At 59.5% G+C, this 14076-nt stretch carries 11 protein-coding genes; 6 read left to right on the forward strand and 5 right to left on the reverse strand.

Annotated elements, in window-relative coordinates; genetic code table 11:
- Positions 1-369: 369 nt before the first annotated feature.
- From hemG to pepQ, 4 genes are read right to left on the reverse strand one after another with little or no spacing between them, the layout of a single operon-like run.
- Complete coding sequence (gene hemG / locus G5171_RS18760; RefSeq protein ID WP_005339483.1) at positions 370-894, reverse strand: menaquinone-dependent protoporphyrinogen IX dehydrogenase; 525 nt, start codon at positions 892-894, stop codon at positions 370-372.
- Positions 895-901: 7 nt separating this feature from the next.
- Positions 902-2359: a TrkH family potassium uptake protein gene (locus tag G5171_RS18765; RefSeq protein ID WP_421213358.1), complete on the reverse strand. Its 1458-nt coding sequence runs from the start codon at positions 2357-2359 to the stop codon at positions 902-904.
- A 36-nt stretch (positions 2360-2395) separates the two neighbouring features.
- On the reverse strand, positions 2396-3013 hold the full coding sequence (locus G5171_RS18770) for a YigZ family protein (RefSeq protein ID WP_236348643.1): 618 nt from the start codon (positions 3011-3013) through the stop codon (positions 2396-2398).
- Positions 3013-4335, reverse strand: coding sequence for a Xaa-Pro dipeptidase (gene pepQ, locus G5171_RS18775; RefSeq protein WP_421260586.1), 1323 nt, complete (start codon positions 4333-4335; stop codon positions 3013-3015). The genes G5171_RS18770 and pepQ overlap by 1 nt, the downstream gene beginning before the upstream one ends.
- A gap of 191 nt (positions 4336-4526) precedes the next feature.
- Here pepQ and G5171_RS18780 point away from each other — a divergent pair, with 191 nt between their 5' ends.
- The 6 genes from G5171_RS18780 to G5171_RS18805 all read left to right on the forward strand — a co-directional run bounded on the left by G5171_RS18780 (position 4527) and on the right by G5171_RS18805 (position 13687).
- Positions 4527-6464: an acetoacetate--CoA ligase gene (locus tag G5171_RS18780; protein WP_421251527.1), complete on the forward strand. Its 1938-nt coding sequence runs from the start codon at positions 4527-4529 to the stop codon at positions 6462-6464.
- 204 nt (positions 6465-6668) lie between these two features.
- Positions 6669-8816, forward strand: a complete 2148-nt coding sequence (gene fadB / locus G5171_RS18785; protein ID WP_421260587.1) for a fatty acid oxidation complex subunit alpha FadB — start codon at positions 6669-6671, stop codon at positions 8814-8816.
- 21 nt (positions 8817-8837) lie between these two features.
- A complete protein-coding gene (gene fadA / locus G5171_RS18790) occupies positions 8838-10001 on the forward strand; it encodes an acetyl-CoA C-acyltransferase FadA (RefSeq protein ID WP_005307433.1) in 1164 nt (387 codons plus the stop codon).
- A gap of 278 nt (positions 10002-10279) precedes the next feature.
- Complete coding sequence (locus tag G5171_RS18795; protein ID WP_005339475.1) at positions 10280-11002, forward strand: response regulator; 723 nt, start codon at positions 10280-10282, stop codon at positions 11000-11002.
- Positions 10999-12444 (forward strand): ATP-binding protein, encoded by a 1446-nt coding sequence (locus tag G5171_RS18800; RefSeq protein ID WP_005339474.1) that lies wholly within the window; start codon positions 10999-11001, stop codon positions 12442-12444. Before G5171_RS18795 ends, G5171_RS18800 begins: the two co-directional genes overlap by 4 nt.
- A 4-nt stretch (positions 12445-12448) precedes the next feature.
- Entirely contained in the window at positions 12449-13687 is a 1239-nt protein-coding gene (locus G5171_RS18805) for an ABC transporter substrate-binding protein (protein WP_421260588.1), read from the forward strand.
- A gap of 75 nt (positions 13688-13762) precedes the next feature.
- Here the strand turns inward: G5171_RS18805 and G5171_RS18810 are convergent, their stop codons facing one another.
- On the reverse strand, positions 13763-13954 hold the full coding sequence (locus tag G5171_RS18810; protein WP_005339471.1) for a hypothetical protein: 192 nt from the start codon (positions 13952-13954) through the stop codon (positions 13763-13765).
- Positions 13955-14076 lie beyond the last annotated feature (122 nt).

Genomic DNA, 14076 nt, shown 5'->3' on the forward strand with positions numbered 1-14076 from the left:
GAAAATCAAAAATTGTTTTTGATGCTCGATGCTGTGAGTGCCCACACAGATTGCTTGATTCAAATTGTTAAAGAGCGTGACACTTGTCGCGTTGAGGAGGCGCATATTACGCTTCTCGCTTCGAAAGTCAAGCGATTGTTTTCGCTTTTCTTTCGGCGCCCACTTCGCTAGGAAGCTGGCTCATCAGTTCGGCGTGTTCCGCCGTGCTGGTAGGGGCGCATTATAGGGAGCCGCGCCGGGATGACAAGAGGGAAAATGCAAAAAATGGCACTTTTTACAGTTTTCCGGTTCAACCGTTGCTTTATTAAACAAAAGCCCCGCGTCGGCGGGGCTGTTTCGGGCAAAAAGCCCTGAATTCACATCACACTGCTACCTTTTTGACCAGAATTCGCGTGCAAAGCTGCGCACCTTTTCCCAATCGGTAAACTCAATGTCCTTGCTGGTGTCGGTACTGCCACCGGTAATCTTCATGATCAGCTGGATGATGCGAGTCTGCCACCAGTTGTAGCGGGAGTACTGCAACGCTCCAGCAAACACACCCAGAGTTTTCGGCTTCCAGGGCGAGAGGCGCAGGAACTTCTTCATATAGGCATTGGTTTGCGGCGTCTGCTTCTCTGGCTTGCGGGCCGTCAGGTTGACACAGAAGAAGGCCGCATTGGCCACCTCCAGCTGCTCCTGATGGGCATGAATAAAGCTGAACAGGCTGGGATGGAAGTTGCCATAACGAATGGAGGCGCCGATCAAGACCTTGGCATACTTGCTGAGGTTGCACATCGGCAAGGTGTGCAGGTCGTGCATCACCACTTCGCATCCCGGCATCTGCTCCAGCATGACATCGACTATTTTGCGGGTTTGGCCATCCCGAGAGGAATAAAGCACCAGAATCTTGTCCATAACTACCTCAACTACGCCAGAATGCAGGAGTAAACAGTACCAGAAGCGTGAAGATTTCCAATCGGCCAAACAGCATGGCCAACACCAGAATCCACTTTGCCGGTGCGCTGGTACCGGAGAAATTGGCAGCCACATCTCCCAGTCCAGGCCCAACGTTGGTCAAAGTTGCCGCCACTGCCGAGAAGGCGGTTACCTCATTCATACCCGTCGCGATCAACGCCAGCATAAAGAGCACAAAGAGGATGATGTAGGTTGCGAAGAATCCCCAGACCGCTTCAACCACCCGTTCCGGCACCGCCTTGCGTCCCAGCTTCAGGGTGTAGACGGCCCTTGGATGTACCAACCGTTTCAGTTCCCGCATCCCCTGCATAAAGAGAATCATGAAGCGCATCACCTTGATACCACCGCCGGTACTGCCGGCACAGCAGCCGATAAAGGAGGAGAACATCAGCATGATGGGCAGGAAAGAGGGCCAGTCTGCATAGCTGGCGGTGCTATAACCAGTTGTCGTACCCAGCGAAACTGACTGGAACAGAGCGTGATTGAGGGTCTCTTGCCAGTGTTCGTAATGATTGTGTTGCAGTAATACTGCAGCACAGAACAGAAATAGGAACAACTGAATGCCGAGAAACACCTTCACCTCAGGATCTCTCAGATAACTGAACAACCGTACCGGCCTGTGGGCGAAGACCATGAAGTGAAGGCCGAAGTTGATACTGCCGATCAACAGGAACAACACGGTAATCAGGTTGATAACCGGGCTGTTGAAGAAACCTATGCTGGCATCGTGGGTAGAAAAACCACCGATGGAGAGGGTGGAAAAGGAGTGGCAGATGGCATCGAACAAGGTCATGCCCGCCATCCAGTAAGCCAGGGTGCAGAGCGAGGTCAGCAACAGATAGATGAACCAGAGTGCCTTGGCGGTTTCGGCGATGCGCGGCGTCACCTTGGTATCCTTGACAGGCCCGGGGATCTCGGCGCGATAGAGCTGCATCCCCCCGATCCCAAGCAACGGTAATACGGCTACCGCCAGCACGATGATCCCCATCCCTCCCAGCCACTGCAACAACTGGCGGTAGAACAGGAATGCCTTGGGCAGATCATCCAACCCGGTCAACACCGTAGCCCCCGTGGTGGTCAGACCGGAAAACGACTCGAAGAAGGCTTCCGAAACTGACATGCCAGGTACATCGCTGATGATGAAAGGAACCGCACCGACACTGCCCAGCACCACCCAGAACAACACCACAATGAGGAAACCCTCTTTCGATCTGAGCTCCTTCTTGTGATAGCGGTTGGGAAACCAGAGCACCACGCCGAGTAGCAAGGCGATCAGAAAAGAGCTGACGAACTCGGCACCACCACCATCCCGATAGCCAAAAGCCACCAACGCAGGCAACAGCATGGTCGAGCTGAACAGCGCAACCAGCAAGCCAACAATGCGAATAATGCTCAGGATGTGCATTACAGCTCCCTTTCCCCAAGTAAAGAGCGATGGATTCTAGCCATCTAAGGGACGGAGGGATACCCGCCCATGAGTACGATCGGTCAATTCGCGGTCAACCCTCTCCCATACTTCAGACTCCCACGCCACCTGCAGGGTGACCTGCTGGCCGTAATCGGCTGCCAGCAGCTCGCCGTTGTGACTGCTTATCAGTGACTCGACCACGCCCATGTCGCCATAGTCGCAATGAATGGAGGAAGGAGTACGCGGCACCTTGAGCAGGGTTGGCAGCTGCTTGAGAGCTGCCCCCACGCCGCCCCCATAAGCTTTGACCAGTCCACCCGTGCCAAGCTGGATGCCGCCGTAGTAACGCACCACCACGGCGCAGATTTCACCGAGCCCCGAGCCCATCAACTGGGCCAGGATCGGCTTGCCCGCCGTACCGGACGGTTCGCCATCATCGCTGAAGCCATAGACCTGGCTATCTTGCGGTGCGCCCGCTACAAAAGCCCAGCAGTGGTGGCGAGCGGTCGGATGTTGGCGCTTGATCTCGTTGACCCACCCCTTGGCCACCTCGACGGTCGGGGTGTGGGCGATCAGGGTAATGAAGCGGCTCTTCTTTATCTCTTCGGTCAGTTCCAGCGAGGCAGCCGGAATGGAGTAAGCAGCCGCCATCAGAGCCCTGCTTGTCTCGTCATGTTCTCCACCCCGTTGGCGTGCAGCACCACGTTATCTTCGATGCGGATGCCGCCAAACGGCCGCAGTGCCTCGACCTTGTTCCAGTTGACCCGTTTGCCCTGTTCGCCCTGACGCAGCGGCTCCAACAGGCTGTCGATGAAGTAGAGTCCCGGCTCGATGGTGAACACCTGATCCACCTCCATCACCCGGGTGCAGCGCAGATAGGGGAACAGCTCGGGCGCCGCCAGATGGGTGCCGCGCTCATCCTGCATGAAACCACCCGCATCGTGTACCTGCAGACCGAGGAAGTGGCCGAGGCCGTGAGGGAAGAAGACGTTGGTCACCCCGGTGTTGATCATCTCGTCAACCGACATGTCCACCAGCTCGGTCGCTTGCAGCAGGCGCGCCAGCTTGTGGTGCATCTGCAGATGCAGCTCGCTGTAGCGGCGACCCGGTTTGATCTCCTTGATGATCTCCTGCTGCTGCTCGTCGAGGGCTGCAATCAGATCGGCAAACTCGCCTCGCCGCCACGCCCAGGTACGGGTGATATCGGAGGCATAACCGTGGAAATCGACGCCGGCATCGATCAGGAAGGAGTGGCGCTCCGCATCCGGCACCCGCACGGCAGACAAATGAGTGTAGTGAAGGATGGCCGCATTGCGGTTGATGGCGACGATATTGCCGTAGGGCGCCTCATTGGCTCCCTGCCCGACCGCTTTCATGTAGGCCAGATTGATCTCGAACTCGCTCGCCCCCGCCATAAAGGAGTCCTTGGCGGCGATATGGCCGCGTACCCCGATCCGGTTCGCCTCACGCAGGCACTCCAGCTCGTAGGGGGTCTTGTAGGCGCGGTGATAGTGCAGGTAATTGAGCACCGCCTCGGGATTGGGCTGGGTCAGACCAAGCAGTTCGGCTACTTCCAGATGGCCCCCCAGATAGGCCCACTCCTGTTTGTTGGCTGGCAGGTGATCAGCCACCTGTTCCGGCCGGGTCAGGAAACGGATATCGAAGAACTCGACCCAGAAGGCATTGGGCAGATCCGCCACCTTGTGCCAAAAATCCACCGGGCGGTAGAACAGCAATACCGGTTTGTTCACCCCGTCCACCAGCAGCCAGCAATGGGGATTGTCCAGTACCGGCAACCAGGCCTTGAAGTGCGGGTTTACCTTGAACGGGTAATCCTGATCATCGAGGAAGATACGGTGAGTCTGGCCGGAGTGGATGGCCAGTCCGCTGAGCCCCTGTTGTTGCAGAATGTCGCGGCTGCGCTGCTGCAAGGTATCGAGGTGCTGGGCAAAAAGTTGGCTGTAGCTGCTCATGGCGTCCTGCTCCGAGGTGAATGTAATTGCAGCATAACATCAAGAGCTTGGCGGCTCGACCCGTCAAGCTGCCGCTTCGTGAGGTAACGCATACGTTACAAACGTGTTTGTTATCAACAGAAAACCAATCATTAACAAATCAAAAACAATTCAATACACTGCCGGTAGATACATGAAGTCAGGGATTACTCATGGACAACCTCTGCCTGTGGCAACCAGATCCGCTCGGGATGCAGCAATCCAACCTCTACCGTTTTATGGCGGAGGTGAACCGTTTCCACGGCTTGCAGTTGCAGAATTACCCGCAGCTTTACCAATGGTCGGTGGAGAAGACTACCCGTTTCTGGCCACTGGTATGGCAGCACTGTGGCGTCAAGGGCGAGCTCGGCAACATAGTGGCGGAGAACCGTCAGGATATGCAGCGCACTCGCTGGTTCCCCGATAGCTGCCTCAACTTCGCCGAAAACCTGCTGCGCCGTCAAGACGAGAGCCCGGCCATCATATCCCGCATCGAAGGGGGTCCAAGCCGTACTCTGAGCTGGGGTGAACTGAGTGATCAGGTTGCCCGGCTGGCTCAGTGGCTGCGCAATCAGGGGATTGGTCGTGGCGATGTGGTCGCCGCCTACCTGCCCAATATTCCGGAAACCGTGGTTGCCATGCTGGCAACCACCAGCATTGGGGCGATCTGGACCTCCACCAGCCCCGACTTCGGTGAAGCCAGCGTGGTGGAGCGCTTCGGCCAGACCCGACCACGAGTGCTGTTTGCGGTGGATGGCTATCGCTACAACGGCAAAGCTATCGACATTCAACAGAAGGTCGCCAGCGTGGTGAGCCAGATCGGCAGCATAGAGCAAACGGTGATGATCCCCCTGCTCGGCAACCCGCTGCAGCTTGGCCACGACTGGCAGCAACTGCTGGCGAGCCAGCCGGACGCCAGCCTCCAGTTCGAGCCGATGGCTTTCAATGACGCGCTCTACATCCTCTACTCTTCCGGCACCACCGGCAAACCCAAGTGCATCGTGCACGGGATTGGCGGCACCCTGCTGCAACACCTGAAAGAGCACCAGCTGCACTGCGACATCAAACCGGGGGAGCGGATCTTCTACTTCACCACCTGCGGCTGGATGATGTGGAACTGGCTGGTGAGCGCCCTCGCCTCCGGCGCCACCCTGGTGCTCTATGACGGCTCGCCATTTTACCCGGATGGCAACGTGCTGTGGGATCTGGCCCGCGACGAGCAGGTCAGCTTGTTCGGTACCTCGGCCAAATATCTTGATGCGCTGCACAAGCAGGGTTATGCCCCCATCAAGAGCCACGACTTGCCGTACTTGCGGCTGATCTGCAGCACCGGCTCTGTGCTGTCGCCGGAGGGATTCGACTACGTCTATCAGCAGATAAAGCAGAATGTGCAGCTCAGCTCCATCTCAGGCGGCACCGATATCTGCTCCTGCTTCGTCATCGGCAACCCGCTCAGCCCTGTCTATCGCGGCGAGAGTCAGGGGCGCGGCCTCGGTCTCGCGGTGCAGGTATTCAACGAAGCGGGCCAGCCGGTGCAGGGGGAGAAGGGCGAACTGGTCTGTACCAAGCCGTTCCCGGCCCAGCCCATTTACTTCTGGGGTGACGAAAATGGCGACAAGTACCACGCCGCCTACTTCGAACGGTTCGACAACATCTGGTGCCACGGCGACTGGATTGAGCTAACCCCGACCGGTGGCATTCTGTTCTACGGCCGCTCCGACGCCACCCTCAACCCGGGCGGCGTGCGTATCGGCACCAGCGAGATCTACCGCTATGTCGAGCAGTTGGAGGAAGTAGAAGAGAGCATAGTCATCGGCCAGCAGTGGCAGCAGGACGAGCGGGTGGTGCTGTTCGTCAAGCTCAAGGCTGGCTGCAAGCTGGATGAGCCGCTGCGCGAGCGGATCCGCCAGCAAATAAAGCAACATTGCACCGCCCGCCACGTGCCCGCCCGCATCCTGCAGGTGGATGCCATCCCCCGCACCAAGTCCGGCAAGATCGTCGAACTGGCGGTGCGTGAAGTGGTACACAACCGGCCGGTTAACAACACCCATGCCCTCGCCGATCCCGAGGTGCTGAACCAGTATCGCAACCGGCCGGAACTGGCCAGTTGATAACAAACTCACATCTATCCGGGGCGCCGCAAGGCGCCTCTCTTTTGCTCATTTTGTGATGAGGAGCTTTTACTCGATAACTGTTAAACAAATGTTTTAAATAGGTGTTGAAAATGTCTCCTTTTGGATCAATAGTGAGCCTCGCCCCCTGCTGGGGATAAAGGAGCACCACTCCCCACTGAGTGGGAACAAGGAGACACTCTCATGATCTACCAAGGCGAAACCCTGTCGGTCAGCTACCTCGAAAACGGCATCGCCGAGCTGAGGTTTGATGCCCCGGGTTCAGTCAACAAGCTGGATCGCGCTACCCTGCTCTCCCTGAGCGAAGCGATCGCCGCATTACAACAAGAACGTGAACTAAAAGGTCTGATCCTCACCTCCGGCAAAGACGCCTTTATCGTCGGTGCCGACATTACCGAATTCCTGGAACTGTTCGATCTGCCGCAAGAAGATCTGCTCGGCTGGCTGAAAAAGGCCAACGACATCTTCAATGCCATCGAAGATCTGCCGGTGCCTACCCTCTCCGCCATCAAGGGTCACGCTCTGGGCGGCGGCTGCGAGACCATTCTCTCCACCGACTTCCGTCTGGCCGACACCACCGCCAAAATCGGCCTGCCCGAGACCAAACTCGGCATCATGCCGGGCTTTGGCGGCACAGTCCGTCTGCCGCGAGTGATCGGCGCCGACAACGCGCTCGAGTGGATCACCACCGGTAAGGATTACCGTGCCGATGACGCCCTCAAGGTGGGCGCTATCGACGCCGTAGTCGCCCCTGACGCGCTGCAGAGCGCTGCGCTGCAGATGATCCAGGACGCCATTGCGGGCAAGCTGGACTGGCAGAGCCGTCGCGCCGCCAAAAAAGCGCCGCTGCGCCTCTCCAAACTGGAAGCCATGATGAGCTTCACCACCGCCGCCGGCATGGTTGCCGCCGTGGCGGGCAAACACTATCCGGCACCGATGACGGCGGTGAAAACCGTCGAGGCCGCCGCAGGTATGAGCCGTGACGAAGCGCTGGTCGTTGAGGCACAGGGCTTTATCAAGCTGGCCAAGACCGATGTAGCCAAGGCGCTGGTCGGCATCTTCCTGAACGATCAACACATCAAGGCGCTGGCCAAGAAGGCGGCCAAGCAGGCTGCTAAGGCCACTGGCCACGCCGCCGTACTGGGTGCCGGCATCATGGGTGGCGGCATCGCCTACCAGTCTGCCAGCAAGGGCATTCCGGCGGTGATGAAGGATATCAACGAGAAGGCGCTGGCACTTGGCATGAATGAGGCCACCAAGCTGCTCAATGGCCAGCTCGAGAAGGGCCGCATCGACGGCATCAAGATGGGCCAGGTGCTCTCCGCCATTACCCCGACCCTCAGCTATGACAACGTCAAAGGCGTGGACGTCGTAGTCGAAGCCGTGGTCGAGAATCCCAAGGTGAAAGCCGCCGTACTGGGCGAAGTGGAAGGGATCATTGGCGAAGACGCCGTGCTCGCCAGCAACACCTCCACCATCCCCATCTCCCTGCTGGCCAAGAGCCTGAAGCGCCCCGAGAACTTCTGCGGCATGCACTTCTTCAACCCGGTGCACCGCATGCCGCTGGTGGAGATCATCCGCGGCGAACAAACCTCGGACGACACCATCAACCGCGTGGTGGCCTACGCCGCCGCCATGGGCAAGTCCCCTGTGGTGGTCAACGACTGCCCGGGCTTCTTCGTCAACCGCGTGCTGTTCCCCTACTTCTTCGGCTTCAACAAGCTGGTCGCCGATGGCGCCGACTTCGCCGCCGTCGACAAGGTGATGGAGAAGGAGTTCGGCTGGCCCATGGGCCCCGCCTACCTGCTGGACGTAGTCGGCATCGACACCGGCCACCATGCCGGTGATGTGATGGCGCAAGGCTTCCCGGCGCGCATGAGCAAGGAAGGCCGCACCGCCATCGACGTAATGTACGAGGCGAGCCGCTTCGGTCAGAAGAACGGCAAGGGCTTCTACGCCTACGAGGCTGACAAGAAGGGCAAACCGAAGAAGGTGGCCGATGTCGCCAGCTACGAGCTGCTGGCCCCGATTGCCAAGCCGAAACAGGATTTCGACAAGGACGCCATCATCGCCCGCATGATGATCCCGATGATCAACGAGGTGGTGCTCTGTCTGGAAGAGGGCATAGTCGCCACCCCAGCCGAAGCCGACATCGCGCTGGTCTACGGTCTGGGCTTCCCTCCCTTCCGCGGCGGCGTGTTCCGCTATCTGGACACTATCGGTCTGGATCGCTATGTGGCCATGGCCGACCAGTATGCCGACCTTGGCCCGCTCTATCGCGTCAGCGACAAGCTGCGTGAGATGGCCGCCCAGGGCAAAACCTTCTACTGATTGCGGAAAGGAGATCCATTCATGAAAGACGTAGTCATTGTCGACTGTATCCGGACCCCGATGGGCCGGTCCAAGGGCGGCGCCTTCCGCAACGTACGTGCAGAAGACTTGTCCGCGCACCTGATGAAATCCATCCTGCTGCGCAACCCCAACCTCGACCCGAACGAGATCGAGGACATCTACTGGGGCTGCGTGCAGCAGACCCTGGAGCAGGGCTTCAACATCGCCCGCAACGCCGCTCTGCTGGCCGGCATCCCGAAACAGGTGGGGGCGGTCACCGTCAACCGCCTGTGCGGATCCTCCATGCAGGCGCTGCACGATGCCTCCCGCGCCATCCAGGTGGGTGACGGCGACATCTTCATCATCGGCGGCGTCGAGCACATGGGCCACGTGCCCATGAGCCACGGGGTGGACTTCCACCCCGGCATGGCCAAATCGGTGGCGAAAGCCTCCGGCATGATGGGGCTGACCGCCGAGATGCTCGGCAAGCTGCACGGCATCAGCCGTCAACAGCAGGACGAGTTTGCCGCCCGCTCCCACCGCCGCGCTCACGCCGCCACCGTGGAAGGCCGTTTCGCCAAGGAGATCGTCGGGCTGGAAGGCCATGACGCCAGCGGCGCCCGCTTCTTCTACGACTATGACGAGGTGATTCGCCCCGAGACCACGGTCGACACCCTGAGCCAGCTGCGCCCGGTGTTCGACCCGGTCAACGGCACCGTCACCGCCGGCACCTCCTCGGCCCTGTCCGATGGCGCCGCCGCCATGCTGGTGATGAGTGCGGACCGCGCCAAGGCGCTCGGCCTCACCCCGCGCGCCAAGGTACGTGCCATGGCCATCGCCGGCTGTGACGCCGCCATCATGGGTTACGGCCCGGTGCCAGCCACCCAGAAGGCGCTCAAACGTGCCGGTCTGACCGTCGGTGATATCGACCTGTTCGAACTGAACGAGGCGTTTGCCGCCCAGTCCCTGCCCTGCGTGAAGGATTTGGGTCTGCAGGATCTGGTGGACGAGAAGGTAAACCTCAACGGCGGCGCCATTGCCCTGGGTCACCCGCTCGGCTGCTCCGGTGCCCGCATCTCCACCACCCTCATCAATCTGATGGAGGAGAAGGATGCCACCCTGGGGGTTGCCACCATGTGTATCGGTCTGGGTCAGGGTATCGCCACCGTGTTTGAACGGGTGTGATAACCAACCGGATCGACGGGATGCACTACTGAGAGTTGTCCCTTTTCGGGGCCAGTCTGACTGGCCCCTTTTCAAGTCTGTGACGAGCGCCACACGGGGTGCTCGTCAGTGGTCAGAAGCTGTCTGTTGGCCGTCCCGTTTGGGTCGGCCTTTTTTCGTTTTAATCTTATCAATAGGCTGTTATTGCCTTAAACCTCACATTAGATAGGGGGCTTGCTTGCTTTTTACTCCCCCGACAGGTTCAATCTGCACAAAAAAATGGGTGGATGCACATACATATGTCAATGAGCAAACAACTGCTGATCGTCGATGACGACCAAGAGATCCGCGAGCTGCTCAATGAGTACCTGACCCGGGCGGGCTTTCAGGTATTGACGGCGGCGGAGGGCAACGAGATGCGTCAGCAACTCGCCCAGCACAGCCCGGACCTGATTATTCTGGACATCATGATGCCCGGCGAGGACGGTTTTACCCTCTGCCAGCAGATCCGTCGTGACTCCCAGGTGCCCATCATCATGCTGACCGCCGCCTCCGACGAAGCGGATCGGGTGATCGGTCTGGAACTGGGTGCTGACGACTATATCGCCAAGCCGTTCAGCCCCCGTGAACTGCAGGCCCGCATCAAGGCACTGCTACGCCGCGCCGAATTCCGCCAGCCGGAAAAAGAGAAAGAGCCAAGCCGCCGCCTGCGTTTTGCCGAGTGGACCCTCGACACCCTGAGCCACCAGCTGACCCATGACGATGGCAGCCTGCTGGATCTCTCCGGCAGCGATGCCATGCTGCTCGGCATGTTCCTGCAACAGCCCGGCGTGGTGCTGGATCGCGACACCATCTCGGATGCCACCCGCGGTCGCGAAAGTCTGCCGATGGAGCGCGGTATCGACGTGCAGATCAGCCGTCTGCGCCAGAAGCTGGGCGACAACGGCAAGAGCCCGCGCATCATCAAGACCATTCGCGGCAGTGGCTACATGCTGATTGCCGAGGTGCACGAGCTGCCATGAGCAACAAGTGGTCCTGGGGGGCGCTGGTACCCCGCTCCCTGTTGTCACGGATGATCCTGCTGCTGTTGCTGGCCATCCTGCTCTCCCAGACCATTCTGACCGGCATCTGGATGCAGCAGATCCAGAAGCGGGAACTGGAGGGGATGCTCAGCACCACCCGCAACCTCGCCATGTCTGCCGCTTCCACCGTCAACTTCTTCAAATCCCTGCCGCTGCAGTATCGCCATATCGCGCTGGACCAGCTGCGCAACATGGGGGGCAGCCGCTTCTTCGTCTCGCTCAACGAGGAAGAGATCCACATCAACGCCATCCCCGACAGCGAACGCAAGACGCAGGTGCTGGAGGAGGTGCAGGGAGTGCTGACCCGCAAGCTCTCCGATGCCATGGCGATCAAGGTGGACTTCTCCCGGCCCGACGACCTCCACGTCTTCAACAATGACACCTTGCTGGCGGATCTCCCCTCCTCCTGGGCCCGCTACACCCTGTCGCTGGAGCCGCTCAATCCACCGGTACTGGTGACCCAGATCGAGATTGAAAAGGGGGAGTGGCTCTATCTGGCGGCCCTGCTGCCCGCTCCCTACATGACGCTGGATGACACCGTCATGCCAAGCAACCAGGTGCGTTTCATCGCCCTGATGACGGTGTTCCTCTGCTTCTTCACCTTTATGCTGGTGCGCTGGCAGACCCGCCCGCTGCGCCGTCTCGCCAAGGCGGCGGTCAATCTGGGCAAGGATATCGACCAGCCTTCACTCAAGGAGGAAGGAGCATCGGAAATCGTGGCGGCGACCCGCGCCTTCAACATCATGCAGCACCGCATCCGCCGTTATATCGATGATAGAGAGCGGCTGTTCAGCTCGATTTCCCACGACCTCAAGACCCCCATCACCCGACTGCGACTTCGGGTCGAACTGCTCGACGACGAGGTGCAAATCGCCAAGTTCAACAAGGATCTCGACGAGCTGGAGCTGATGGTGAAGGGGGCGCTGCAGACGGTCAAAGAGACCGACATTCACGAGAATATCGAGGAGATCGACATCAATGCCCTGCTTGAGCAGATGGCGGAGTCGATGAACCTGCACGACGAGCGGCTGACCATCGAAGGCCACTGCAAGTGGCCCTACCGCGGCAAGCTGCTGGCGCTCAAACGCTGCATCGGCAATCTGGTGGACAACGGCATCAAGTACGGCCAGCGCGTGCGCATCATCATCATGGATGACGAGGAGATGCTGATCCTCTTCATCATGGATGAGGGCCCCGGCCTGCCGGACGATCAGTTCGAGCGCATTTTCGAGCCCTATTACCGGCTCAGTACCGATCAGGCCGGCACCGGCCTCGGCCTTGGCATCGCCCGCAACATTGCCCACGCCCACGGCGGCGATCTGGTGCTGGAAAACCGTCCGCAAGGTGGCCTGCAGGCCACGCTCTCCCTACCAAGGCAGTAACCTTATGAAGTGGTTGTCTTTTTCTGTCATCGCCCTGCTCTCTGCTCCCGTTGCCGCCTCCCAGGTGGAGGTACTGCACTGGTGGACATCCGGCGGCGAAGCGAAAGCGGTCGAAGTGCTCAAATCCGAGTGGACCAAACAGGGCAACCAGTGGAACGACTTCGCGGTACAGGGCGGTGGCGGCAAGAGTGCCATGACGGTATTGAAGAGCCGGGCGCTGGCGGCAAACCCGCCCGAAGCGGCCCACCTCAAGGGTTACGAGCTCAAGGAGTGGGCCGGGCTCGGCTTCCTGCGCGATCTCAGCCCGATGGCCGAACACCTCGGCTGGTACAGTCAGATGCCGCCCATGGTGCGTGCCACCCTCAGCCAGAATGGCGCCCTGATGGCGGTGCCCACCGGCATCCACCGGGTCAACTGGCTGTGGCTCAACCGCAAGGTGTTCGAGCGCAACAAGCTGACTCCGCCCACCAGCTGGGCCCAGTTTGTCACCGTCGCCGACCAGCTTAAAAAACGGGGCATCACCCCGCTCGCCATCGGCAACGAACCCTGGCAGCTGGCGGTGTTGTTTGAAACAGTGGCGCTCGGTGAGGGAGGAAAAGAATTCTATCGCAAGGCATTCCTCGAGCAGGATAGCGCCACCCTGACCGGCCCCGACATGGTGCGGGTGCTGACCCGCTTCCAGCAGCTGCGCGCCTATGTGCCGCAAAAATACGCCGGTCTGAAGTGGCATCAGGCCACCAACCTGCTGGAGAGCGGTGGCGCCGCCATGCAGGTGATGGGCGATTGGGTGAAGGGTGAACTGAGCGCCGGCAACTACCGGCCGGGTGAGGATATCGCCTGCCTGCCGAGCCCGGGCAGCTCCGGACTGTTCAGCTACAACCTCGACTCCATCGCCATGTTCAAACAGCGGGATCCGGCCCAGCTGCAGGCGCAGGGGGATCTGGCCCAGCTGCTGATGACGCCGCAATTCCAGGAAGAGTTCAATCGGGTGAAGGGGTCGATCCCGGCGCTGACCAACCCCGACATGAGCAAGTTCGACCGCTGCGCCGTCCGTTCCTATCAGGATTTCCTGCTGGCGGAAAAGCAGGACAACCTGCTGCCCAGCATGGCGGAAGGGATGGCAACGCCGACCAATATGCGGCAGGCGATCCTCGATGTGCTGAGCAACTTCTTCAACGACCCCAAGGCCAACCCGGAGCAGACGGCGCTGCATCTGGAGCGGGCCATGCGCTCGACCCGCTGATCCGGGTACATTGCCAAACGGCAGAAATGACAAAGGCGGAATTGCTCCGCCTTTGTTGTTGAATCGTCATCCGATTCAGGATTGATCGTTCTCGTCCTCATCCTCGTCATAGTAATCGCTGAGCTCGATCCAGAGCCCCAACCCGACCATCACCATGGAGCCGAACCAGGTACCGGTATTCCCGATCGGGCTGCCCATCACTATCATGGCGAAGGACAAGAACCCCATGCCTGCATAGGCTTGTAATCTGCCGTAGGAGACCTGCATATTCACCTCCTTGTTGAATATGGTTCAATTTTTATATTACTCGTCCGGCGCAAGCTGGATAGGGTCGAATAACATTTCGGTTACATATGCTGGTTGATGGGGCGTTTGTTTGATTATTTTTT

Origin of the sequence: Aeromonas sp. 600774, assembly GCF_049175075.1 — a bacterium.
In the GTDB taxonomy this organism is placed as follows: Bacteria; Pseudomonadota; Gammaproteobacteria; order Enterobacterales; family Aeromonadaceae; genus Aeromonas; species Aeromonas veronii_A.